Origin of the sequence: Shewanella sp. KX20019, from assembly GCF_016757755.1 — a bacterium.
Taxonomy (GTDB): domain Bacteria; phylum Pseudomonadota; class Gammaproteobacteria; order Enterobacterales; family Shewanellaceae; genus Shewanella.
In genome coordinates, this window is record NZ_CP068437.1 from 2,693,093 (window position 1) to 2,717,830 (window position 24,738).

Sequence of the window (24,738 nt, forward strand, 5' to 3'; positions counted from 1 at the left end):
AACTTAACCCGCCTGCTTTTTAGTTAAAAAAGCGCTTCATCAATATCCATTATTGAAGCATCACCCGCAGCAACTTGCGACAAGTGATAATCAGCTTTAGCTAACAGTTTATCAAAATAAAAACGCGTTAAATGCTGCTTTTGGCGCTTGAAATTATTGTCTTCGTGATCATTGGCGGCATTTGACATCGCCAACCAGAAATATCCATATAGGCTATAGCCAAACGCATCTAGATAATCGACCGCGCAAGCATTGATTAACGCTGGCTGGGAAAGCTTATTTTCATTCACTTCACGACCAATGGTTAATAGCTTTTCAAATAACCCCAATACTCTCGCTTTATCCACGCTCGATACATGCTCAAACTGATTAATATTGGCAGTATGCTCAGCAACAAATTCAGTTAAAGCGTTGAGATTATCGCCAGTTACTTTGCGACCTAAGAAATCGATCGCTTGGATCCCGTTAGTGCCTTCGTAAATCTGTGCAATACGCGTATCTCGCACTAGTTGCTCGATGCCCGTTTCACGAATATAACCATGACCACCGAAGACTTGCTGTGCCATAATTGCCGCATCTAAACCACGGTCACTTAAGAACGCTTTAGACACTGGGGTCAGTAAGCCGACATAGCGGCTAGCTTTGGCTTTTGCTTCCGTATTATCAGAATACTTTGCTAAGTCCAACTGCTGGCCAGTGTAAACTGATAACGCTCGACCCGCTTCCGTTAATGTGCGTACTGTGAGTAGCATTCGTTTCACGTCACCATGCACTAGGATAGGGTCGCTCGTAGCCCCCGTTGGAGAGCCTCCAGCGGCGACACCCTGCACGCGTTCTTTGGCATAGTCTGCGGCCATTTGATATGCTGCTTGTGATGTCCCTAGCCCCTGGATACCAATTGCTAACCGCTCATAATTCATCATGGTAAACATGCAAATCAAACCACGATTTGGTTTACCAATGAGATAACCTTCTGCCCCATCAAAGTTCATCACACAAGTGGCTGAACCTTTGAGACCCATTTTATGTTCAATAGACCCAACGGTAACGCCATTAGCGTCACCAAGGCTATTGTCTTCGTTAACCTTTACTTTTGGCACCAAGAACAGTGAAATACCACTGGTGTTTGGCAACTTGGCTAATACTAAATGGATAACATTCTCGGTTAGATCGTGGTCACCACCAGTAATGAATATTTTGCTACCGGTAATATTGTAACTACCATCATCATTTGGCACGGCTTTGGTTCGAATATTACGTAGATCAGAACCTGCTTGAGGCTCTGTCATATCCATCGCCCCGGCCCACTCGCCGCTATACATCATTGGCAAATATTGCTCTTTGATCGCGTCAGTACCATGAGCATGTATCGCCAGTGCAGCGCCTGCGGTTAACGAACCATAAAGGGTAAATGCATTACACGCGCTATAAGCCATTTCATCAACCAGTACGCCAAGCATTTTAGGCATACCCATACCGCCAAGCTCGGGATCACCACATAAGCCGACCCATCCGCCTTCGGCATACTGGTCATATACCGCTTTATAACCATCAGGTGTGATCACCTTATCACCTTCATGACGAACACCTTGCTCATCACCACTGCGGTTAATAGGATGGATCAGTTCTCGACTAATTTTGTCAGCTTCATCTAAAATTGCTGCGGCGGTATCAATATCAACAGATTCTGCCATTGCAGGCATAGCAGCCCAAGTTTCAGGGGCATTGAATACTTTTTCTAACAGAAAGCGCATCTCGGCTAATGGGGCGTTATAGGGATTCATAGTCGACTCTTAAACGGTAGATTAAAACGGTTGTTTCAAATCTACCAGATAACGCCAAAAAAGAAAGCCTTTTCTTGCTCTATCTTTAACCTGTAAATGCCTTTTGTAGTCTCGAGCAGAGGTTAACTAAAATCAATTTAATTAAATGATTATGGGCTGTTTTGCTGCCACAGATAATCAACCACTGCTGTGACTATCTCTTGCTATGAAAGCCCCCACACGTTCAAAACTAATAAAACTGTTAGTTTCCCTAGTTGCTTGAATGCAGTGACACCATTACCCTCCTGCAATTATTAACAAATAAAGCTTATTCAGCTGCCGAACCGTCGGCTTAGAAAGCTTTGGCTCATTATCAATTTAATTAGGTCTCTGTTAAGTCGTTGGAAATTGACCACTTGCTTTATGCAAATGGGTAGAATAAATGGATCACTATGAAACTAATACGTTGTTGTTACATCACGATTGCCACTGCACTATTGAGTTCAATGTCAGTAACTGCGTCGGAAACAAAGCAAAGCAAACACCTTGATGATCCAACGCGGATCATGACCAAAATTGGTGCAGGTTATGATGGCGAGCTTACCTTTAACGGTTCCATTGGCTTAGATGAAACTCGAATGCTACGCGGTCAGATTAACGCCGATGCCAGTCAATGGCAGTTGGGCGGTTCTTGGTTATTTGAAAAAGGCATATTAAATGCCTATCTCAACGGCCACGAAGAGCGCACCACGTACAACATTGGTACTTATGTCTCTTTGTCACTAATGGGTGTTGATACAGGCAAATGGATGGTATTCCCGATGGCGGGTGTGAGTTATGTCAACGGCAAGAAAGGCAACGATAACAGTACCGGTGCCTATTTAGGCGCTTTTGCCATTCGTCCAATTGATGCTCAGTGGTCGCTAGTTACTTATGCTGGTGGATCAATCGGCTCTAACGACTATTCCAGTTATTGGCTTGGCGCAGGAGCCAGTTATAAAATCACAGCTAAACACAGTGTTAGACTTATGGGCTCATTTTCAGAAGATAACTATCGCACCGATAACAAGCTGAGTATTTCCTATAGCTACGAGATTTAACGTTACTTGTCATTCATGTTGATTAGGCTAGCTTAGTGGCAAAAAAGCTTAATCAACAAGAACTTTCTATTTTGTATTTTAACTTTTACTTGAGTTCGTATATCGCTAATATTGTTTGGCTGATAGTAATAGTCTCTGGAATAGCCATTACAAGCTGCACCTTGTTTGTGCTACCTGCACTGTATGAGTATGCTATTTCGTTTAAAGAGAAACCATCAAAACTACTATCGAAAGAACCTTTCGTTGTAATTCCATAAACAGACTTTACCTGCCTAGATTGTCCTTTAGCCAATGCATCGGCCTTTTTCCTTGCTTTTGTACTGACTTCAGAAAGCAAGCGCGACATAATCTCAGTTTTTTTAGTCGATTTAAACTCTGAATCAATGTCCTCTAAGCCATCAATCATTAACAGTTCCACCATTAATTTTGGATATAAACTAAGATCCATTAGCTCTAGTGTTAACATCTGCATGACTGAGTAGCCCAATATATCTAAGTTATAAGCGCCGTCTTTACGTGCTCGTTCTGCTGATTTGTATATCTGTGATGAAACTAATTGAGATTCCTGTATTTTATACTTTTTGAGTAGTGCCAGAACTTGTGCCGTTGAGCGGCTCAATGCCTCAATCGATAATTTTGACTCTTTATTAAAAGCCATTAAACTAAAACTAAGTGTGGCTATATCGGGTTTCACTTGCTTTTCTATTTCTTCATTTACAATGACAAATGGAAAGTGTGGCATAGAAGAAGCATTACCACTTAGTGGTAGTAAGCTTAACAATAAAATGAGTATTCTTTTCATATCAAAAATCCTTTTTTTATCCGTTCAATGTTTTCAATTCAGAGGAATAAAATATCCTCTTATTCCTTGATTTTCCCTAACAAAGTACTAAAATTTCGTTGCTAGGAATTTTGAATGTCTCCGCTAGTTATAACGACGTTTGGCGTAACATTTCAGGTTTGCGCTAATCGGGTATAACGTTTGCCCAATTACGGTTCTTAGCCTTATTAATTATAAAAATGAGTAGACCCAAAACAACGAAAAATACCTGCTGTATTTTAACATCGTCTGTAACTGTGAGGCATCGTAAACTTGCCGAAGCTACGTGGTAGTGAGATAAGGCGGGTACAAATAGCTAATACCGACAACAGGCTTAAAGACCCAAGAACCAAAGATAGATAACCACTGATACGGCCCTCTCCAATGCTAAATTCTTTCGCGGGATCTTTTGCAATGCCTCTTGTTTTATATTGGTATTGAGTTGTCATAATGTTTAGTCGCTCTTGTCACGAGAGTTTGCACACCTTTCTTTATTCGACAGCAAGGAACTTAAACGACCTTAACGTAAATAACAAGCAGGTTGAAATATATGCATCTACAACGAGATAATAAGCTCGGTCCTTCTGCCCTATTCGTCATCAATTGAAGGCCCGAGCTTAGTGAGGTTTTAGTTAGATTTTAATTAAGTCCTTAGTTAGGGCTCAGTTAAACAATAATCAGGCTAGGGGTTGTAACGCCCAGGAGCCAAAATATTATTGGGGTCTAACGCAGCTTTAATCTTTTTGACAACTACCCAATGGGGATCATCAGCGGGTAACAACCGCTTTTGTTGATCGACATTCATCCGGTAGGGGATAAAACCACGTTTGCAGCCTGTGTCGAACAGTTCATCCAGACAATCCTTTGCGGAAGCCACAGCTGAAAGGTCATTCCTATCAAATAGCAGCGGCACGGTACTATCGATACAGTCATGCTGTAATGCCGTCATTGTTATTAAAGGCTCCACACCATGCTTCAAACAGATTGTGCGCACCATATCGACAAACTCACGGGTCTTAGCACATGTCGCCGGGATCAGTGGTGCGTACCAAAGTAAACCACAATTATCTCGAGCTGGATTAAGTAACTTAGCCGACGGTGGCTGATTGTTACGCCAATAGGCAAGCGGCAGCGCGACCTGATTCGGCTCTCCGCGCATAATCATGGTACTTTTCCGTAGTGTTTCCAGTTGCCGTTTGGGAGCAGTTAGCATCCTTTCGGGCAGTATGGCGAGCAGTTTACTCGCCACAGCGATAGCCCGCGCAGAGATAAAAACAGCCCGTTTGACACCTAGGCTGTTATTTAATTTGCCCCTTATTGCCTTCTTTACCGCTTTTACGACCCCTTTCTTGCCGTATAGACTACCAACACAGGTCCAACTGCCAACTTTATAACGCCGCTTAAACTCTGCTACATCAGTATCTAAGCTTAAAGACAGCTGTTGCTCACTCGGTACCATCATAGACAGCATTCGCCGCGCATCCATGATGTTAATGGAGCCGACTACGCCAGGGAAATCACGTAAAATTTCTCTAACAAGCGGCAAAACATGGTTAAGATCGGCATCATTTTCACTGAAAAGGTAAAAGGATTGTACCTCCTCAGGTAAATGGGCCAAGCGGATGCACATGTTGGTAACCACGCCAAAGTTACTTTGCGAAAACAAGCCGTCCAAATAGGCACCAAGTCCCCACTTATATGACTGATCAGCGATCTTGGCATCGGTATGGTCTAACGAATTGACCGCTGAGCAATAGACACTACCGTCAGGCAACACCACTCGTAAGCGGGTTACTGCGGCAAAATGATCGCAGTAAGGAGTGATCCCATAACCTCTTTCAAGTGCATTGCCGACTATGCTGCAACTTGGCCCAGCCCCTGTTACTGGCACCATAAGTTTTACCTTCAATTGATCAAGATGAACACGCAAATCTTGCTGTGTCACCCCGGGTTGCAGATTAACGATAGCAAGTTCTTGATTAAGCTCTATCCGTTTAAGCTTGGACAAGTCTAATATAAAGTGCTCTCGCGCATCATCGACAGGCATCGATGATCCATAGCCCCAATTGTGGCCACTGCTTATTGGCACAAATGCGAGATTAGATTCATTAAGCAGCATGATGATCCGTCGAATGTTTTCCTCCTCTATTTTCAAACCATTTTCGGCAACAATTGGCTCAACAATAATGGCACCTAAAAATTGCCGTTGTACCGCAATGGTATTTGCACCGTAGCACTCTGCGGCGTGTTGACTGCTTAGGCAGCTTACATTCATTAGCTGATTAATGGTTTTGATCACGCTTTGCCAAGCATCGGGACGATTATTTTGCGGGCTGTGTTGTTTAGGCATAGTCTTGTGCCCCTAATATATGCTGTTGAACCCCTGCAGCACGGGTTATTAGTGGGCGATTCACGCATAGATGATTACTGTTATCTCTGAGTAACTCGATTAAGTTAACGTCGTTTAAGCTTCTCTCATCATGCGCACTCTTGGCCCTAAGGTAATTTATTAACTCCTGTTCGAAGTTAAGCTCGCCTGTCAGGGCTGCACCATTTGAATCACCGAGCTGGCGGCAGAACTCATAGATCTTGGAGCGAGCTGACCGTCCTTTAGCATTTTTTAGTACGTAGTCAGTGTGCTTCATAAAGGAGTTTTTAAGGATCCCTTCATCGTTTATCACTTCATGAATAACATCTTCAAACGCGTTGTATCTATTTCGAGCGACTTCAGTGATCGGTACGCCGTTAAGATCTGGATACATATTACTGCCAAATTGATAAACAGTTTGAGCAACAATAGGGTTTAGGGTTCTAGTGATAAACGGCATTGGCTTACCTAAGTTTTCACTTTTGTTCCAGAAAGATAAAACACTGCAAATGATCTGTCTGGCGTTTAACACTGAAAAGAGTTTTCGCTTATTTTTGAGCTCTGACGCGATCATTGATGAACTGAACAGATAAAGTTGTTCACCTGATGCGGTATATATGTGTTTACCTGAAACATAAGCGCATAACTGCTGTTCTTTATATACCAACCACAAGTGATCGACATTAATCACTGAACGGTACAGATGGCTTTTTGAAAAGATAGTCTCGCTCAAGGTTTCTCTATGGAGCTGATCTTTTGAATAGATGTCTAACACTAGCCGTTGAGTTTGTTCAATTATTTTACTGTTGATTGCACTCTGTTTAGATGATGGATTATGGATCTCCTCAATCAAGTAATCTTCTAGAACAGATATTCTGTCGCCATAGAAACCCTGGTTTGTTTGAATCCTTTTCATTTAACACTTCCTCAGTATAGAACTATATGTTGTCTACACTCGCGCTCCATCGCAATATCTCGCATCTGAAGGCGAGTTTGACAGTCTCTGGACAGTAACCATTTCTATATTGGTTCCAGCCATTACATATAATAATTAATGAGTTACGCGGTGAATGGAAGCGTTATGGTTAATCAAGATAAGAGTGTGAGTAGTTCAATACACAGATGTGAACTGTAATGTTTCGATGCGAAATACTACAGCTCTAGCCGTGGACTGAAGAATAATCAGGGGCATGATAAGGTTTATTTTTCGGCATAAAAAAACCGCAATGAATAATTCATTACGGTTTTATTTCAACAAGCCACGGTTAATGTGGCCTCAGGACGGTATTAGCACTGGTTACCACATTAAGTCATCTGGAATTACGTAATCAGCGTAGGGATCATCTTCTTCCACTGCTTCAACGTTGTCTTCCTTGGCCCATAGGTAACCTACCCAAGCAGGAACTAAAAGATTAACTCGCTCTACTAATTTGTGAGGTAGTAGATAGCTTATCTCTTCATGCCTAACAATGCCTAGGTGACCCTTAAGCAGCTGACTTTGCATTTTTTTATCAACATACAATGAGTAAATTTTCTTCTCAAAGGTAAAATTGAATTTGATATCAGCTTCTTTTGAAGGTGAAATTGCAAACTTTTTCAACTCAGTGACTAGGCCACGAACTAACCCTTTCTCAGAAGCTTCAGCAAAACGTTTTTCGTTTAACTGTTTATCTTTTTCTATTTGTGCCAATTTTTTTGCTTCTATCTCTTTTTTCAAAGCGTCAGAACCGTCATCGACCTTGGCTTTTTTATCGCGACGCTTTTGTGTTTTGGTATCTCTTACTTTTTGCTTGCTAACCAAGCCAGCTTTAAGCAGCTGTTCCTGAAAAGGATTTGCCATATCTTGTATACTCTAATTTAACGTTGTTTTTGTTTCGCTAATTGACCGATTTCAGCCATTGCTGCGCCTGCGCCACCTAGTGACCAACCGCCATCAACAGGCAATACAGCACCTGTTATGTAAGAAGCCATATCGGATGCTAAAAATAGCGCAGCATTAGCAATATCTTCACAGCTTCCATTACGTCTTAAAGGAACACTTTTAGCGACATGACTTTGTAGCTGTTCAGTAGGTGCTAATCGATTAAAGCCTTCTGTTCCGGCTATGGGACCAGGGACTATCGAGTTTATCCTAATGTCTTTGTTACCCCATTCAATGGCTAAGGTTTTAGTCAGCATGTCGACCCCTGCTTTTGCTGCGCAGACATGAACCTGCATCGCCATCGGTACAAACGCTTGCGGCGCTGAGATCTGAATGATTGCGCCCCCTTTACCAGCCATTAAAGGTAAAGCTTGCTTCAAGACTTGAAAGCTACCAAGCAAATCAATATCCATCACCGATTTAAAACCATTTTCCGATAATTTTTCAGCGGATGCCGGGAAATTGCCGGCTGCGCCACTGACGAGTACATCTATGGCAGTATAAGTTGCAGCGATATATTCGAAACCTAAGGATAAACCATCCAAATCACGTACATCAAAGCAAGCACCAATATGCTGACCATCGGGGTTTACTGCAGTGAGTTCAGCAACCGCTGCATCCACTTTGTCTTTGTTACGACTCGCAACTGCGACGTTAGCGCCGGCTTTTGCGAAGCTCAATGCAATACCAAGATTGATCCCGCTAGTACCGCCTACAACAACGACGTTTTTTCCCTGATAATCGAACATAGAGTGCACTCCACTTGCTTTATAATTTACAAATTATGCCAGTAATCTATTCGTAACCTATATGACTACACTCATTAATTAAAGCTTTTAATCTAAACCTTTACGCAATTGACTGATATATGTCTTGTAATGCTTTAAGAGGGTCTGCGGCTTTAGTTATAGGTCGGCCAATGACGAGATAGTCCGAACCTGCTGCCAGTGCTTGAGGTGGCGTCATTACACGATGTTGATCGCCCTTGTCGCTACCCACAGGCCTAATACCCGGGGTGATCAGCTTAAACTCTTGTCCAAACTTTGCTTTTAGTAAGTTTGACTCTTGCGCAGAGCAAACGACGCCGTCTAGTCCTGCTTGTTTGGTTAAAGCTGCTAAGCGTAAAACATGTTCAGATGCCGGTACGTTAATGCCTAGCAATCTAAGCTCTTCATCGCTCATTGATGTTAGCACCGTTACAGCAATAAGTAGCGGCGCTTTATCGCCGTAATTTTCCAGAGCGCGTTTAGCGGCTTCCATCATAGCTAGACCACCTGATGCGTGCACGTTTGTCATCCAAACACCCAGTTCAGCAGCCGCTGAAACTGCTTTCGCTACTGTGTTAGGAATGTCGTGAAACTTCAAATCTAGAAACAGATCAAAGCCGCGATCATGTATGTCGTTAACCATTTGAGGGCCAAACAAGGTAAACATCTCTTTGCCAATCTTAAGTCGGCACATATCGGGGTCTAGCTTATCTATTAGCTGCAAAGCATCATTTCTATTGTCGTAGTCTAAGGCAACCAAAATAGGTTTGTTTGTCATCTTGTCTCCAATCGCTTTGCGTTTTAGGTTTTACTAATCATATTTTAGGAGAAAAAAGCGACTCTATTCGCCGTCTAATCCACGAACTCTCTTTATACTTCCCCAGTTTTTACAAGAGGGGCAGTGCCAGTACAGTCGATGTGATGGAAAACCACATTCACTACAACGGTATCCAGGCCTAAATTTTATTTGTTGCTCAACTAGCTGCTCAAGCATGGATAAGCTTTTTTTCGCTTGGCCATCTTCCGCCTGTTTGACATGCATTTTCATTAGATGCTGAAAGCTCTTCATAGTTGGGTGACGAATGAGCCCTTCTAGAATAAGTTTTTCAGCATCTTCTTCATTACCTTGTGAAATCATGTGCTGTGCTAAAGTGACAGCAATACTTGCTCCAGCGCCTTTTTCTATAGCTTCTCTTAGCAGCTCTTGATAACCAAGGTTATCATCTGTAAGTAAATAAACCTGTTTAGATATTGATAGACTATCCGGGAAAAGGTCTATGTCACTGTTCAACAATTTCTCTATTGATTGCTTACAGGCTTTATAATCTTCTGTCTTTAAGTAAAGCTCTGCAAGTGTCAGCAGCGCCCTGCCACAACTAGGGTCAAGTTTTGTTGCAGCAAGTAAACGTTTAAATTTAATCGAATCATCATCTGACTCAGCCGCCAATTCACAATAGAAATGTGCACTATCATGCTTTAGCACTAGCTGGCGTTTACGTTTAAGCTTCTTAATGATATCAATAGCCTTTTGCCAATCTTTAGTCACTTGATAAATGGCAATAAGCTGGGTCTCAGCCTCTTCACTATGATCGTCTTGACTCACGAGATTGATAAAGATTTCTTCGGCGCGATCATAAAAACCAGCAGCCAAATAATCTTTACCTAGCTCCATCATCGCAATATCTTTTTGCTCTGTGGTTAAGCTCGGTCTTGCTATAAGGTTTTGATGAATTCTGATTGAGCGGTCGACTTCACCGCGCTTTCTGAACAACGAACCCAATGACAGATGAGTATCTATGGTGTCATCATCGACATCTAACATTGATATAAACAGATCAACGGCTTTATCTGATTCATTAGACAGTAAGAAATTTAAGCCGGTGAAATAATCACGGCTCAGCTGTTTTCTTTGATTCGTCTGCTTTTGCCTGACACTTCTGCGCCCCATATACCAACCATAACCGGCTGCTATAGGAAGTAGCAAAAAGAGGATCTCTAACATATTAAGCGTCTACTTCCTTCGCTGAACTCCCAATAACAGCAGTGCTATTATCCGGTATCTTAGTAGCATTTAGGTCAGTTGAGGCAGCCAGCTGTTTTTTTAAGCGTCTAATCGAAAACTTAAGTCCAGCAATATGATACATCGCAAATATCCAGCTCACTATAAAGCCAGCTAGAAATACGAAAGCAAGCACGACTGGCAATCTGAATTGCCCCTGGGCAATGAAGTAACTGATGGTAACGACTTGTTCATTCCGAGCCCCAAAAATAAGCGCAACGAAAAAAAAGGCGGCAACTAAAACGGCAATGATGAATGACTTCACGTTAAGCTCCATACACGTGTTGGTAAGCTTTGATTATCTAAGAAAAAGAGCGAACTAGCTAGTGATACCTAAGTTTTAGATATAAAAAAGCCTCCCGAGGGAGGCTTTTAATACAGTGTAAATTACGCGTTGACCGCGTCAACACGTTCGCGCAGTTCTTTGCCTGGCTTAAAGTGCGGTACGTACTTGCCTTCCAAATCGACTGATGTTCCAGTCTTAGGATTACGGCCTGTGCGTGGTGCACGATAATGAAGCGAGAAACTACCAAAGCCGCGGATTTCGATACGATCTCCACCCTCTAATGTCTCGGCCATTTGCTCTAACATTTCTTTAATAGCGCTTTCCACTTCTTTCGCAGACAGCTGCGACTGCCTAGTGGCAAGTTTTTCGATCAGTTCGGATTTTGTCATCCTATACCCTCTATTATCAAGCCAAACACAGTCACCTTTTAGGGGTGCATGCACCCCTGAACTTCAAGGCGATTATTTACGAGCTGCTTTGAACGCTTCAGCCATCGCACTGCTCATGACGTCATCTTCTTGCTTGTTCAAGCTAGCCATTGCTTCTTTCTCTTCAGCTTCATCCTTAGCACGGATAGAAAGGCTGATGGTGCGGTTCTTACGATCTACACCCATGAACTTAGACTCGACTTTGTCACCTACAGAGTAAACTGTTGATGCATCTTCGATGCGCTCACGAGAGATATCTGAAACGCGAAGGTAACCTTCAACAGTCTCAGCTAGTTCAATTGTAACACCTTTTGCGTCAACTGCTGTAACAACACCATTTACAACTACACCTTTCTTCTTATCAGCAAGGTATGCATTGAATGGATCGTCTTCAGTTTGCTTAACGCCTAAGCTGATACGCTCGCGCTCTGGGTCAACTGAAAGTACAACTGCGTTGATTTCGTCGCCTTTCTTGTATTCAGCAACTGCGTCTTCGCCAGTACCATTCCAAGAGATATCAGAAAGGTGAACTAGACCGTCGATGCCGCCGTCAAGACCGATGAAGATACCGAAGTCAGTGATTGACTTGATCTTACCAGTAACCTTGTCGCCTTTGTTGAAACGCTCTGCGAAGTCATCCCATGGGTTAACTTTACATTGCTTAAGACCTAGAGAAATACGACGACGCTCTTCATCAATGTCAAGTACTAGAACTTCAACTTCATCACCTAGGTTAACAACCTTTGATGGGTGGATGTTCTTGTTAGTCCAATCCATTTCAGAAACGTGAACAAGACCTTCAACGCCTTCTTCGATTTCAACGAAACAACCGTAGTCTGTTAGGTTAGTTACGCGACCAGTCAAACGTGTGTTTTCTGGGTAGCGCTTGCTGATTTCTAACCATGGATCTTCGCCAAGTTGCTTAAGACCTAGTGATACACGTGTGCGCTCACGGTCATACTTAAGAACTTTAACGTTGATTTCGTCACCAACATTAACGATTTCTGATGGGTGCTTAACACGCTTCCAAGCCATATCAGTGATATGTAGAAGACCATCAACACCACCAAGATCAACGAATGCACCGTAGTCAGTAAGGTTCTTAACGATACCTTTAACTGATTGACCTTCTTGAAGGTTCTCAAGAAGAGCATCACGCTCTGCGCTGCTTTCAGATTCGATAACTGCACGACGAGAAACAACAACGTTGTTACGCTTCTGGTCAAGCTTGATAACTTTGAATTCTAATTCTTTGTTTTCTAGGTGAGCTGTATCGCGAACAGGGCGAACGTCAACTAGAGAACCAGGTAGGAATGCACGGATACCGTTTAATTCAACAGTGAAACCGCCTTTAACCTTACCATTGATGATACCGATAACAGTTTCAGCATCTTCGTACGCTTTTTCTAGAACGATCCAAGCTTCGTGACGCTTAGCTTTTTCGCGAGACAGTTGAGTCTCACCGAAGCCATCTTCGACAGAGTCGAGAGCAACGTGCACAGTATCACCAACAGAGATTTCAATTTCGCCGTTAGCGTTTTTGAATTCGTCAGCAGAGATTGGGCTTTCAGACTTAAGACCAGCGTCAACAAGTACAGTACCGTTTTCGATGCGTACAACTACACCTGTAACGATAGAACCTGGACGAAACTCTAAAGTTTCAAGGGATTGTTCAAATAGATCAGCAAAAGATTCAGTCATATTTAAGTTACTTTCTTTAATAAACCACAGTCCATCCTGGACGCGGAGTCAGTATAATAATTTTGCCTCATCCTTGGAGCAAATAGTTAAATACCCGCTTACGCAGGTACTTGAAGCTTTTTATGAATATGCGTTAGAGCAAGCTCCAACACATCTTCGATATCAATATCAGTCGTATCGATAATCAGCGCGTCTTCGGCAGGAACCAAAGGAGCGACACTACGATTCATATCGCGGTCATCACGCTCTTTTATCTCAGACAAAAGCTGATCGATTTTAACATCGAAGCCATTGTCCTGCAACTGATTATAGCGTCTTTGCGCCCTTTCCTCTGCAGAGGCGGTTAAAAAAAGTTTCGCTGGCGTTGCAGGGAACACTACCGTTCCCATATCGCGCCCATCGGCGATCAAGCCTGGTGTTTCAGCAAATGCACGTTGGCGGCGCAACAATGCTTCTCTAACACGCGGAAATGCGGCTACTTTTGAAGCCGCGTTCGAGCACTCTTGGCTACGTATCGTTGTCGATACATCTTCGCCTTCAAGTACCACTTTAATACCTTTACTGCCGTTACCTGTAATGAATTGCACGTCCAAGTGCGCAGCAAGTAACGTTAATGATTCTTCATTATCAAGTTCTACGTTGTGATGAATAGCAGCGAGTGCTAATACGCGGTAGATAGCACCACTGTCTAACAACTTGTAGCCTAATTTCTCTGCAAGCAAATGACTAATAGTACCTTTTCCCGCACCGCTAGGGCCGTCAACAGTGACAACAGGAGCCCGTTCTGACATAAAATCCTCCACAAGAAATTCCGTCTTCCTTGATATAACTGAAAATGAGCGCGCGCATTATAAACCAAATAACATAAGAAAGCGGCATCTAATTCAAATATTAAGGATTCAGCTTAAGCAGTGGTTCAAACTTATCACGAAAGTTTGAACCACATAACCTAATGTATTAGTGCGGAAAAACTATTCGGCAAGAGCATTGAACTGATTAAAATAATCGGGGAAGGTTTTAGAGGTACACTCTGGTTCATTAATGGTGATGCCACAATCGGCAAATGCCAACATTGAAAAGCACATTGCCATTCTGTGATCATTATATGTGTCAATATTCGCGGTATTTGGCTTAGTAGGCGGAGTTACGCTGATATAATCATGCCCTTCATCTACAATAGCGCCCACTTTACGCAGTTCAGTTGCCATTGCAGCAAGGCGATCTGTTTCTTTAATACGCCAGTTATAAATATTTCGAATATGCGTCGTTCCCTCAGCAAACAATGCAGCGGTAGCAATTGTCATTGCAGCATCTGGGATATGGTTCATATCGAGATCAACCGCTTTAAGCTTAGAGCCTCGCGCAATAATGTAGTCATCGCCCCACTCTATATCCGCGCCCATTTGTGCTAGTACATCAGCAAACTTAACGTCGCCTTGAATACTCAGTTTACCAACGCCTGTGACTTTTACGACGCCACCTTTGATTGCGCCAGCAGCAAGAAAGTAAGATGCTGATGATGCATCACCTTCTACGAGAATTTTTCCCGGTGAAACATAGCGCTGTCCGGTCTTTATCTCAAAAGATTGATAGTTATTGTTGCTGACATTAACACCAAACTGCGCCATTAAGGCTAGGGTAATATCAATGTAAGGCTTTGAGACTAGCTCACCTTTGATTTGGATATTAACATCACCTTTAGCTAAAGGCGCGACCATCAAAAGTGCAGTAAGAAACTGGCTTGACAGATCCCCTGCTATTTCTACATTACCGCCACTCAGTCCAGTGGCATTAATCGTTAATGGTGGGAAACCATCGTTTTTCAAATAGCTAACATCTGCACCGAGTTGGCGCAATGAATCGACAAGATCCCCAATGGGACGTTCTTCCATTCTTGGCTCACCCGTAAGGGTAAATTCGCCATTTCCCAACGTTAATGCGGCACATAAAGGTCTCATTGCGGTGCCTGCATTGCCCAAGAATAACGTTTGTGCTGCGTCACTGTTAAGTGTGCCAGCAATACCGTCAAGTTCACAGACGGTATTGTTATTCGATAGTCGATACTTTACGCCTAGTTGTTTCAGCGATGCGAGCATATAGCGAATATCATCAGAGTCGAGTAAGTTTGTTAATGTCGTGGTCCCTTCCGCTAGCGTTGCTAGCAATAAAGCGCGATTTGAGATGCTCTTAGACCCAGGGATATTAATGGTTCCGTTGACTTTCGTGATCGGCTCTATACGTAGTTGATTCATTGGTAACTTCTTTAAATGACTGCAGGAGTCAAACTCACCTGCGGGTTAACAGTAGATGTTCATGCTAAAAGCTTTGTATATCACCACGACAAAATGACGGCTAATTTAGCGATTGTTTGAACTTCGTAGTTACAAATTTACTGATTGCTACGAAGTTTTCAACACTTTTCTGCTAAAAAATGCCCTTTAAGCACTAAAAGTTACTCAAGAGGGTGAAACTCAACATTTAACGACAACAAAAGTGTTTCTTTTGGGGTAAATATAAAAAAGTGGAATGTTTCTTTGCCGTTTTTATCTCACATGAAATTAGTCACAAATGCTATTAACTAACACCTAATTTACGTTACCCTAGGTCTAATAAATAATAATGAATAAATTGGCGCTAGTTAGTAGTAGATATTAGGCCAATCAACATGAGGTAGATGGAGCTATGTTCAACAAACTGACCGCTATGCCTGCAGACCCTATTTTAGGCCTGCTTACGAAATACCGAGAGGATAGCCGTGCGCAAAAGGTCGATTTAGGCGTTGGTGTGTATAAAGATGAATCAGGGCACACCCCTATTTTGTCTTGCGTGAAAAAGGCAGAAAAGTACCGTTTAGACACAGAGTCAACCAAAGTTTACATCGGTCCTACCGGTTCTGCTGATTTTAATCGCCTTATGTCAGAGCTTGCTTTTGGTATAGATAACCCCGCCATTCTTAGCAATAGGGTACGAACAGTATCTACCCCCGGTGGGACCGGTGCATTAAGAGTCGCTGCTGACTTTATCAAACGTTGTAATCCTAATTCAGTGCTATGGGTTAGCGATCCAACTTGGGCTAATCATACTGGGTTATTTGAAGCTGCTGGGATCACGGTTAAGATCTACCCATATTATGATCACGATACTAAATCACTCAAGTTCGATGAAATGAAAGCCACTTTATCTCAAGTTGGTAGCGACGATGTTGTATTGTTACATGCATGCTGTCATAACCCGAGTGGTATGGATCTTAATCAGCAGCAGTGGGATGACATTATTGAGCTGACTGTTGAGCAAGGCTTCACTCCATTAATTGACATGGCTTATCAAGGTTTTGGTGACGGTGTTGATGAAGACGCTTACGGCGTTAGAAAAATGGCAGCAAGTGTTAGCAACATGATTTTATGTAGTTCTTGCTCTAAAAACTTTGGCCTATATCGTGAGCGCATTGGTGCCTGTTCTATTATAGGTAAGGACGCTGCAGCTAGCGATGTTGCATTTTCAGTACTGCTTTATGTTGTGCGCTGCATCTATTCAATGCCGCCTGCACACGGCGCCGCAATAGTTGAAACCATTTTAGGTTCTGCAGAATTAAAGCAAGAGTGGCTCGATGAACTCACTGTGATGCGCAATCGAATCAATGGTAATCGGGCTATGCTAGTGAATAAGCTTAAAGAGATCGGGGTTGCACGCAACTTTGACTTCATTACGCGCCAAAAAGGGATGTTCTCTTTTCTCGGTATTACTCCAGCCCAAGTTGCGCAACTTCAAAGTGAATATAGTGTTTATATGGTCGACTCTAGCCGTATTAGCATCGCTGGGATCGGCACGGGAAATGTTGACTACTTAGCAAAGTCGATAGCAAAAGTGCTTTAACTGTTAAGTAAAAAAGCCGCTTTAACAGCGGCTTTTTATATTCTTTTTGTTTCGCTCAGAAATACGTTAAGCGTGCTGCTCAGCAAATATGCGCATGAAGTCCACAAGTGCAATAACACCTTCTAAAGGCATCGCATTATATAAACTAGCTCGCATACCACCGACACTGCGGTGACCTTTCAAAGCAACTAAACCTGCATTTTTTGCTTGTTCAAGAAACACACTATCAAGTTCAGCATTCACCAATTGAAATGTCACATTCATTCGAGAGCGATTTTCAATAGCTACAGCGCTAGTATAAAAGTCAACTTCGTCAATGCATTGATAGAGTAGCTCTGCTTTTTCTATATTAATTTGTTCCACGGCAGCAACGCCGCCCATGCCTTGTAGCCAGTCAAAGACCTCTGCAGCTAGGTACCAAGCAAATGTTGGCGGGGTGTTATACATAGAGCCATGTTTAACTGCAAGCTTATAATCCATGATTGAAGATTGCGGCAAACTCGGAAGCATTAACATGTCGTCACGTACAATCACGATGCTTAACCCTGATGGTCCAATATTTTTCTGGGCTCCAGCATAGATAAGACCAAACTGACTAACATCGATTTCACGCGATAATATATTAGAAGACATATCGGCTATCACCGGCCACTGACAGTTAAGCGGCTCAAAAACCTCGATACCATCGACAGTTTCATTTGGGCAGTAATGCAAATAACGATAATTTTCTTCTATCACAGAAAAATCAGGAAATTGTATTCGATTTTTACCTGTTGAGACTTCGACTATATTAATCGTATCTATATTGCTATCGCCAGCAAGTTTTTTCGCCTCAACAACCGCCGCGGAAGACCAACTGCCGTCGACTAGATATAGAGCACGCCCATCGTCGCCAAGAAAGTTATTAACAACAGCAGAAAACTGGCCTCGTCCACCACCATGCATGAACAGAACATGATAATTTGCAGGAATATCCATTAACGATCGAAGATCAGCTTCTGCCTGTTCCGTTAATGCAATGAACTCTTTGCTGCGATGGCTTATTTCCATCACTGACGTGCCCATATCATTCCAATTTAATAACTCTTTCTGCGCTTTATGCATAACAGCTTTAGGTAACATGGCAGGCCCAGCACAGAAATTATATATAGCAGTCACAGATTTTGTCCTTCTATTGTGATCGATAAAAACAGTCGACTCTTGTAAAACTTAGTCGAGTATAGCCTAACTGTCTGGTCTCTAAAATGAAAAAAACATTTAGTGGTTAGCGGTTATTAAAATATAAATTTGTATTAACTATCATTAACACAACGAGTATTATTAGATTTTCCCTAGACAATGAGCCTTTAGCACATTGACTGATTTCTTTAAGACCAGACATTACTTTTAACAAAGCTTTTGTCGGCACACTGGACTGTAAATGTTTTTAAAATCTACTGCTTTTATCAGTACTTTATCTCTGGCTGCCCTTTTATCTTTTAATCAAGCTCTCGCAACCCCCTCTCATTATGCCACCCTATCGGATAACTTCGGCCAGTATTTTCACCGTGAATTAAAAAGTTATAAGGTTCCAGGGGGCGCTTTTGTCATCGTTGAGGGTAACGATGTACTAAAACTTGATACATATGGTAAACGGGATAAAAATAGCAACTTAGCAATTAACGCTGATACTGTTTTTAGATTGGCTTCAGTGTCAAAGACATTTGCAGGAACCCTTGCAGGCATGTTGGTTGCGGAAAAAAAGCTAGATTGGCAACAACCCATTGTTAACTACCTACCAGAATTTACACTAGCCGACCCGCAATCTGCACGGCAAATTAACTTAGGCCATATTATTGGCCATAGCACAGGTTTATGGCCGAATAGTTATGACAACCTAGTCAATGCTAATATCAAAATACCAAAAATTATAGGCAAATTCGAAGAGATTACACCTATGTGTAATCCAGGTGTTTGTTATGGCTATCAAAACGTGGCGTTTTCTTTCATTCAATCCGCAATTGAACAACAAGCAAACCAAAGCTATCAAGAAATGTTGCAAACACGAATATTTGATCCATTAAAGATGAAATCTGCCACATTGGGATTCAATGCGTTTCAACAAACAACTAACCGAGCCGAGCCTCATGTTAAAACAAAATCCGGTTTTAAGCAGGTAAAGGTAAAACAAAATTACTACCGACTCGCACCAGCTGCTGGCGTAAATGCCAGCATCACTGACATGTCTAAATGGCTAATCGCAAACTTGGGACAGAACCCCGAGGTGATCTCTACAGACTTAATCAAAGATCTAACAACGCCCGGTATAAAAACGACTAAAGAGTTACGCCGCCGGGATTGGCGTAGCCATCTAGATAGTGCACATTATGGTAAAGGTTGGCGAGTATATGAATTTGAAGGTCGACCTCTCATATACCACGCTGGATGGGTTGCAGGTTATGTAGCAGAAATATCCTACTCGCCGGAGTTAAATATCGGTATGGCTATGCTTCTTAATGGTGAATCAAGAGTCGTCGCTAAACTTAGTGCAGAGTTTTGGCGAGATGCGTTCTTAACCGCTGACAGGCTTGATAAAAAACACTGATCTAATTGAGAATACTCACTTTTAGCACTCGGTCCCTATTTTCCAGGTCGGCTTTAAATACCAATCAGGATAATAACGTTCTACTCAACCTGTCTTTTGGCAAGTTATCAAGGCAGTGAATGATGTAATGGTTGCTCCCGACATGCTTAAGGTACTTCGTCCACCCTTGCAGCTCAGATGTTGTGAAAGCCGCTAATGCTGCAGTTATGATACGCTGTCAAATTTAGACAAGCGTTAATCTTGTTGCTTTTAGACAGGTTTTGCCGAGTGCTAAAGCACTAATACCGCCTTGCGATTTAGAATAGCAATAAAAAAGGATGCCAATGGCATCCTTTTTTAGCATTTGTATCAAAAGATACAATTAAGCTTCAGTATCTGGCTCTGACTTTTCAGAATCGGCTACTGGTGCACTTTCAGCTTCAGCGGTTGGCTCTGTGATGATAGGGTTACCCTCTTCATCAAGCTCAACTTCCTCGTCCTGAATTTCATCAATGCGTTGTAGGCCGACGACCTTCTCATCTTCCGCGGTACGGATAATGGTCACGCCTTGAGTATTACGACCAATACTAGAAACACCTGTCGCAGGAGTACGTACTAGGGTGCCTTTGTCACTGATCAGCATGATTTCGTCATTATCGCCAACTTGAACAGCGCCAACAACAGCACCATTACGTTCGCTAATCTTAATCGAAACAACACCTTTAGTACCACGACTCTTAGCTGGATACTCTGACAATGAAGTACGCTTACCGTAACCATTCTCAGTAACCGTTAAGATAGCACCATCGCCTTTAGGCACAATCAGTGACACAACTGCTTGACCATCATCGAGCTTAATACCACGCACGCCTGTTGCTGTACGTCCCATTGCTCTCAGGGCAATAATCTCTTCGCCTGTTTCAGGGTCGAGTTTAACTTCACCTGTTTCGGCGTTACGAGCTTTTTCGTTAAATCTAACGACTTTACCTTCGTTAGAGAACAGCATGATATCGTCATTACCATCAGTAATATCAACACCAATTAGCTGATCGTCATCTTTAAGGTTTACGGCAATAATACCGTTAGCACGTGGATTGCTATAGGCAGTTAACGCAGTCTTCTTAACCGTACCGTGTGATGTCGCCATGATAATGTACTTATCATCAGCGTACTCACGTACCGGTAGAATTGCAGTAATGCGTTCGCCTTCAGAAAGAGGTAATAAGTTAACGATTGGACGACCACGAGCCGTTCGGCTTGCAAGCGGTAATTGATACACTTTCAACCAATACATTTTACCAAAGTCAGAGAAGCATAAAATCGTATCATGGGTATTGGCCACTAACAATTTTTCAACAAAATCTTCGTCTTTAACCTTAGTCGCAGCTTTACCCTTACCACCACGACGCTGCGCTTGGTAATCACTTAACACTTGATATTTAGCATAACCAAGGTGAGAAAGTGTAACCACAACGTCTTCTTCGTTAATAAGATCTTCAAGACTCATATCAACTTCATTGGCATTGATCACAGTGCGACGTGTGTCGCCAAAGTTTTCAAGGACTTCATGAAGCTCTTCAGTGATGATCTCCATCAAACGCTGTGGGCTGCTGAGAATTAGAAGTAACGCTGCAATAATTTCAAGCAACTCTTCATATTCAGCAATGATCTTGTCATGCTCTAGACCCGTAAGGCGGTGCAAACGAAGCTCAAGGATGGCCTGTGCTTGTTGCTCTGTCAGGTAGTACTTGTCATCACGGATCCCAAACTCTGGCTCCAACCATTCAGGACGAGCAGCATCATCACCAGCCTTTTCGAGCATGCCTTTAACATGACCAAGTTCCCAGCCCTGCGCAACCAGTTTAACTTTGGCTTCGGCAGGTGTTGGGGAGGCTTTAATCAGCGCAATAATAGGGTCGATGTTGGCAAGAGCAACAGCAAGAGCTTCCAAAGTATGGGCTCTTTCACGTGCTTTTCGCAGTTCAAATACAGTACGACGAGTAACAACTTCACGACGGTGAAGAATAAAGCACTCTAACATCTCTTTAAGGTTAAATAGTTTTGGCTGACCATTAGTCAACGCCACCATATTGATACCAAAAGAGCACTGCATCTGTGTTTGAGCATATAAGTTGTTAAGTACAACTTCGCCAACTTCACCACGCTTGATCTCAACCACAATACGCATGCCGTCTTTATCAGACTCATCACGTAGGCCGCTAATCCCTTCAATCTTTTTATCTTTAACAAGTTCGGCAATCTTTTCGATTAAACGCGCTTTGTTAACTTGATATGGGATTTCGTGAACAATAATTCGCTCACGGCCGTTATCTTCCGTTTCAACCTCAGCCCGTGCGCGCATAACTGCTCGGCCACGACCCGTGTTATAAGCATCAATAATGCCTTTACGGCCATTAATGAGTGCTGCAGTCGGGAAATCTGGACCCGGAATGTATTCCATCAACTGTTCAATGGATAAGTCCGGATCTTCGATAAGTGCTAAACAACCCGCAATCACTTCACTAATATTGTGAGGAGGAATGTTGGTTGCCATACCCACTGCGATACCAGATGACCCATTAACAAGTAATGTTGGTATACGTGTTGGTAATACAGCTGGAATAAACTCTGTACCATCATAGTTAGGTACAAAGTCAACGGTCTCTTTTTCAAGATCCGCTAATAGCTGATGCGCAACTTTATCCATGCGGATTTCGGTATAACGCATTGCTGCTGCAGCGTCACCATCGACAGAACCAAAGTTACCCTGGCCATCGATAAGTGGATATCTCATTGAGAATGGCTGCGCCAAACGAACAATAGTGTCGTATACCGCAGTATCACCATGTGGATGGTATTTACCGATAACGTCACCAACGACACGAGCCGATTTCTTATAAGGCTTGTTCCAGTCGTTCTTCAATTCGTTCATGGCGAACAATACGCGACGATGAACAGGCTTTAAGCCATCACGAACATCGGGCAGTGCCCGCCCTACAATTACGCTCATAGCGTAATCGAGGTAAGAATTCTTTAATTCGTCTTCAATATTAATTGGTGTTATAGATGAAGCCAGATCAGTCATAAACTGCTCGATCCCCTGAAATGTAGCACGCAACTCTTGCTTATAAGAATGGCCATGCTTGAAAACGTGATTTGGCATTCTAACACAGTTATTTCATGGCGCTAGACCCAATACAGCATTCATTCTAAATATGCAGAAAAAGGGAATACTATTGATTAAAATCAAGGCATAAGTGTATTTTATAATCACATTTAGCGATTCCTATAAAACCACACGATATCCGCTTTGTTTATTGGCACTAATCATTATAATGAGTACAAAAGACGAATTAATCGATCTGAGGTAATTACAGTGCAAAACAATAATAATGTCGATCCTGCAGAGATTGCTAAATTTGAAAAAATGGCGGCTACTTGGTGGGATCCAAACGGTGAATTTAAGCCGCTGCACAATTTAAATCCATTGCGCCTCAATTATATTGATCAAACTGCAGCAGGCATTTTTGGCAAGAATGTCCTTGATGTCGGCTGTGGTGGTGGCATTTTATCGGAAAGTATGGCGCGGATAGGCGCTAATGTTACTGGTTTAGACATGGGTGATGAACCACTCGACGTCGCTAGACTACATGCATTAGAGATGGGGATCTCGGTTAATTATATAAAGAACACCGCTGAAAACCATCGTGATGAACATAGACAACACTATGATGTCATTACTTGCATGGAGATGCTCGAGCACGTACCAGATCCCAGGTCAGTGATCCAAGCCTGTGCCGACATGGTTAAACCGGGTGGCTTTGTCTTCTTTTCAACTATCAATAGAAATATGAGAGCGTATGTCGAAACCATTCTTGGCGCAGAGTACTTATTGAAAATGTTACCTGTTGGTACCCATGATCATAATAAGTTTATAAAACCTTCTGAACTTATTGGTCTTGCGGATAACGCCGAGCTTATCTGTAAAGACGCTGTAGGGATAACCTATAACCCCATTACTGATATTTTTAGGTACACTAAAAGCTTAGAAGTCAACTACATGATTGCGACAGTAAAAAATGACTGATAAAAATTGCGCTTTCAAGCACCGACCCATTAAAGCGGTGCTTTTTGACCTTGATGGCACACTTGCTGATACAGCTCCAGATATGGTTGATGCGCTTAATATTAGCCTTCACGAACAGGGCTACTCGACAGTAACCTATAACCAATTGCGTAATTCAGCCTCCCACGGCAGCCTAGCAATGGTTCAAGCGGCGCTTCCTGACGCAAGCGAGGATATTCAGCTTCAGGTGCAATTAGCCCTGCTAGACAATTATGAAAAGATTAACGGCAACAACTGTGATTTATTTCATGGGCTCAGGCCTTTTCTGAGTTTGTTAACACGCCATGATATCCCTGTTGGTGTGGTCACTAATAAACCCGCGCGTTTTACTCGGCCATTGTTGATTAAATTAGGTTTAGATAAGCAAATGTCAGCCATAGTCAGTGGAGATAGCACGTTTTATTCAAAACCTCATACCGCCCCTATGCTACTCGCGGCTCAACAGATGGGTGTTAGTGCAGACCACATACTTTATCTCGGTGATGCTGAGCGAGATATGGTTGCAGCACGGGCAAGCAATATGGTTGCTGGTTTAGCTAAATGGGGCTATATCGGCGCTAATGACAATATTAGCACTTGGCCATCTGACATTAACTTTGATGATCCCGACGCACTGACCATTTGGCTCAAAGATCAACTTAATGAATAAGGTGTATCTCTTAGTGAAATGATCTAAGAAGATCGCTCAAGGATCCTGCGATCTTCAGAAGCTTTTTTTGTCGGCTATATATTCAGCAACTGCTAGGAAGTCAAATCAAAACAAGCTTTAAGGGTTAGCTGTTACTAACTGCCGAGATTATCCTCAAGATATCCACAACTTGTACCCATAATTCGTACTTGCAAATAATCAATAACCTCACTATCTTGTACCTAAGAATTTTAAAAACACTATATATTGTGTGTTAGTGGCAATCGCAGGCACTATTTAGCAGTTTGTGTCAATAAATAGCAGGCCACTGTTTT

General features: G+C 42.5%; 20 protein-coding genes. 5 read left to right on the forward strand and 15 right to left on the reverse strand.

Annotated features, from left to right (window positions below):
• Nucleotides 1-23 precede the first annotated feature (23 nt).
• Nucleotides 24-1,784, reverse strand: a complete 1,761-nt coding sequence (locus tag JK628_RS11800) for an acyl-CoA dehydrogenase C-terminal domain-containing protein (protein WP_202284721.1) — start codon at nt 1,782-1,784, stop codon at nt 24-26.
• A 431-nt stretch (nt 1,785-2,215) separates the two neighbouring features.
• On the opposite strand from JK628_RS11800, the gene JK628_RS11805 reads away from it, so the two are divergent.
• Nucleotides 2,216-2,863: a hypothetical protein gene (locus JK628_RS11805; protein ID WP_202284722.1), complete on the forward strand. Its 648-nt coding sequence runs from the start codon at nt 2,216-2,218 to the stop codon at nt 2,861-2,863.
• A gap of 85 nt (nt 2,864-2,948) precedes the next feature.
• Here JK628_RS11805 and JK628_RS11810 read toward each other — a convergent pair whose 3' ends face one another.
• The 12 genes from JK628_RS11810 to aroA all read right to left on the reverse strand — a co-directional run bounded on the left by JK628_RS11810 (nt 2,949) and on the right by aroA (nt 15,465).
• Nucleotides 2,949-3,665 carry an SIMPL domain-containing protein gene (locus JK628_RS11810; protein WP_202284723.1) on the reverse strand — a complete coding sequence of 239 codons (717 nt, stop codon included), beginning with the start codon at nt 3,663-3,665 and terminating at the stop codon, nt 2,949-2,951.
• A gap of 700 nt (nt 3,666-4,365) precedes the next feature.
• Nucleotides 4,366-6,033 (reverse strand): FAD-binding protein, encoded by a 1,668-nt coding sequence (locus tag JK628_RS11815; protein WP_202284724.1) that lies wholly within the window; start codon nt 6,031-6,033, stop codon nt 4,366-4,368.
• A complete protein-coding gene (locus JK628_RS11820; protein ID WP_202284725.1) occupies nt 6,026-6,967 on the reverse strand; it encodes a hypothetical protein in 942 nt (313 codons plus the stop codon). The genes JK628_RS11815 and JK628_RS11820 overlap by 8 nt, the downstream gene beginning before the upstream one ends.
• Before the next feature lie 381 nt (nt 6,968-7,348).
• The gene (locus JK628_RS11825; protein WP_202284726.1) at nt 7,349-7,891 is read right to left on the reverse strand and encodes a DUF2058 domain-containing protein; all 543 of its coding nucleotides are present in this window, start codon (nt 7,889-7,891) and stop codon (nt 7,349-7,351) included.
• Nucleotides 7,892-7,908: 17 nt separating this feature from the next.
• Nucleotides 7,909-8,721 (reverse strand): SDR family oxidoreductase, encoded by an 813-nt coding sequence (locus JK628_RS11830; RefSeq protein WP_202284727.1) that lies wholly within the window; start codon nt 8,719-8,721, stop codon nt 7,909-7,911.
• Nucleotides 8,722-8,821: 100 nt separating this feature from the next.
• Nucleotides 8,822-9,517, reverse strand: a complete 696-nt coding sequence (pyrF, locus tag JK628_RS11835; RefSeq protein WP_202284729.1) for an orotidine-5'-phosphate decarboxylase — start codon at nt 9,515-9,517, stop codon at nt 8,822-8,824.
• Between the two features lie 63 nt (nt 9,518-9,580).
• A complete protein-coding gene (gene lapB / locus JK628_RS11840; RefSeq protein WP_202284731.1) occupies nt 9,581-10,741 on the reverse strand; it encodes a lipopolysaccharide assembly protein LapB in 1,161 nt (386 codons plus the stop codon).
• A 1-nt stretch (nt 10,742) separates the two neighbouring features.
• Entirely contained in the window at nt 10,743-11,063 is a 321-nt protein-coding gene (locus JK628_RS11845; RefSeq protein WP_202284732.1) for a LapA family protein, read from the reverse strand.
• Between the two features lie 122 nt (nt 11,064-11,185).
• A complete protein-coding gene (ihfB, locus tag JK628_RS11850; protein WP_202284734.1) occupies nt 11,186-11,473 on the reverse strand; it encodes an integration host factor subunit beta in 288 nt (95 codons plus the stop codon).
• A 72-nt stretch (nt 11,474-11,545) separates the two neighbouring features.
• Entirely contained in the window at nt 11,546-13,213 is a 1,668-nt protein-coding gene (gene rpsA / locus JK628_RS11855) for a 30S ribosomal protein S1 (RefSeq protein WP_202284735.1), read from the reverse strand.
• 98 nt (nt 13,214-13,311) lie between these two features.
• Nucleotides 13,312-14,004 carry a (d)CMP kinase gene (cmk, locus tag JK628_RS11860; protein WP_202284736.1) on the reverse strand — a complete coding sequence of 231 codons (693 nt, stop codon included), beginning with the start codon at nt 14,002-14,004 and terminating at the stop codon, nt 13,312-13,314.
• 180 nt (nt 14,005-14,184) lie between these two features.
• Complete coding sequence (aroA, locus tag JK628_RS11865; protein ID WP_202284737.1) at nt 14,185-15,465, reverse strand: 3-phosphoshikimate 1-carboxyvinyltransferase; 1,281 nt, start codon at nt 15,463-15,465, stop codon at nt 14,185-14,187.
• Between the two features lie 430 nt (nt 15,466-15,895).
• Here aroA and JK628_RS11870 point away from each other — a divergent pair, with 430 nt between their 5' ends.
• On the forward strand, nt 15,896-17,086 hold the full coding sequence (locus tag JK628_RS11870) for an amino acid aminotransferase (RefSeq protein ID WP_202284738.1): 1,191 nt from the start codon (nt 15,896-15,898) through the stop codon (nt 17,084-17,086).
• Nucleotides 17,087-17,152: 66 nt separating this feature from the next.
• Here the strand turns inward: JK628_RS11870 and serC are convergent, their stop codons facing one another.
• Nucleotides 17,153-18,244, reverse strand: coding sequence for a 3-phosphoserine/phosphohydroxythreonine transaminase (gene serC, locus JK628_RS11875; RefSeq protein ID WP_202284740.1), 1,092 nt, complete (start codon nt 18,242-18,244; stop codon nt 17,153-17,155).
• Nucleotides 18,245-18,506: 262 nt separating this feature from the next.
• On the opposite strand from serC, the gene JK628_RS11880 reads away from it, so the two are divergent.
• Nucleotides 18,507-19,670: a serine hydrolase domain-containing protein gene (locus tag JK628_RS11880; protein ID WP_202284742.1), complete on the forward strand. Its 1,164-nt coding sequence runs from the start codon at nt 18,507-18,509 to the stop codon at nt 19,668-19,670.
• A gap of 361 nt (nt 19,671-20,031) precedes the next feature.
• Here the strand turns inward: JK628_RS11880 and gyrA are convergent, their stop codons facing one another.
• The gene (gene gyrA, locus JK628_RS11885) at nt 20,032-22,734 is read right to left on the reverse strand and encodes a DNA topoisomerase (ATP-hydrolyzing) subunit A (RefSeq protein ID WP_202289799.1); all 2,703 of its coding nucleotides are present in this window, start codon (nt 22,732-22,734) and stop codon (nt 20,032-20,034) included.
• 291 nt (nt 22,735-23,025) lie between these two features.
• Here gyrA and ubiG point away from each other — a divergent pair, with 291 nt between their 5' ends.
• Together ubiG and JK628_RS11895 are read left to right on the forward strand one after the other, a co-directional pair.
• The gene (ubiG, locus tag JK628_RS11890; protein WP_202284744.1) at nt 23,026-23,736 is read left to right on the forward strand and encodes a bifunctional 2-polyprenyl-6-hydroxyphenol methylase/3-demethylubiquinol 3-O-methyltransferase UbiG; all 711 of its coding nucleotides are present in this window, start codon (nt 23,026-23,028) and stop codon (nt 23,734-23,736) included.
• On the forward strand, nt 23,729-24,424 hold the full coding sequence (locus JK628_RS11895) for an HAD family hydrolase (protein ID WP_202284746.1): 696 nt from the start codon (nt 23,729-23,731) through the stop codon (nt 24,422-24,424). Before ubiG ends, JK628_RS11895 begins: the two co-directional genes overlap by 8 nt.
• The last annotated feature ends 314 nt before the right edge of the window (nt 24,425-24,738 follow it).

Bases quoted from the DNA above. Each gene is read 5' to 3' on its own strand.
- JK628_RS11800 (WP_202284721.1), bottom strand. From the start codon at position 1,784: ATGAATCCCTATAACGCCCCATTAGCCGAGATGCGCTTTCTGTTAGAA.
- JK628_RS11805 (WP_202284722.1), top strand. From the start codon at position 2,216: ATGAAACTAATACGTTGTTGTTACATCACGATTGCCACTGCACTATTG.
- JK628_RS11810 (WP_202284723.1), bottom strand. From the start codon at position 3,665: ATGAAAAGAATACTCATTTTATTGTTAAGCTTACTACCACTAAGTGGT.
- JK628_RS11815 (WP_202284724.1), bottom strand. From the start codon at position 6,033: ATGCCTAAACAACACAGCCCGCAAAATAATCGTCCCGATGCTTGGCAA.
- JK628_RS11820 (WP_202284725.1), bottom strand. From the start codon at position 6,967: ATGAAAAGGATTCAAACAAACCAGGGTTTCTATGGCGACAGAATATCT.
- JK628_RS11825 (WP_202284726.1), bottom strand. From the start codon at position 7,891: ATGGCAAATCCTTTTCAGGAACAGCTGCTTAAAGCTGGCTTGGTTAGC.
- JK628_RS11830 (WP_202284727.1), bottom strand. From the start codon at position 8,721: ATGTTCGATTATCAGGGAAAAAACGTCGTTGTTGTAGGCGGTACTAGC.
- pyrF (WP_202284729.1), bottom strand. From the start codon at position 9,517: ATGACAAACAAACCTATTTTGGTTGCCTTAGACTACGACAATAGAAAT.
- lapB (WP_202284731.1), bottom strand. From the start codon at position 10,741: ATGTTAGAGATCCTCTTTTTGCTACTTCCTATAGCAGCCGGTTATGGT.
- ihfB (WP_202284734.1), bottom strand. From the start codon at position 11,473: ATGACAAAATCCGAACTGATCGAAAAACTTGCCACTAGGCAGTCGCAG.
- rpsA (WP_202284735.1), bottom strand. From the start codon at position 13,213: ATGACTGAATCTTTTGCTGATCTATTTGAACAATCCCTTGAAACTTTA.
- cmk (WP_202284736.1), bottom strand. From the start codon at position 14,004: ATGTCAGAACGGGCTCCTGTTGTCACTGTTGACGGCCCTAGCGGTGCG.
- aroA (WP_202284737.1), bottom strand. From the start codon at position 15,465: ATGAATCAACTACGTATAGAGCCGATCACGAAAGTCAACGGAACCATT.
- JK628_RS11870 (WP_202284738.1), top strand. From the start codon at position 15,896: ATGTTCAACAAACTGACCGCTATGCCTGCAGACCCTATTTTAGGCCTG.
- JK628_RS11880 (WP_202284742.1), top strand. From the start codon at position 18,507: ATGTTTTTAAAATCTACTGCTTTTATCAGTACTTTATCTCTGGCTGCC.
- gyrA (WP_202289799.1), bottom strand. From the start codon at position 22,734: ATGACTGATCTGGCTTCATCTATAACACCAATTAATATTGAAGACGAA.
- JK628_RS11895 (WP_202284746.1), top strand. From the start codon at position 23,729: ATGACTGATAAAAATTGCGCTTTCAAGCACCGACCCATTAAAGCGGTG.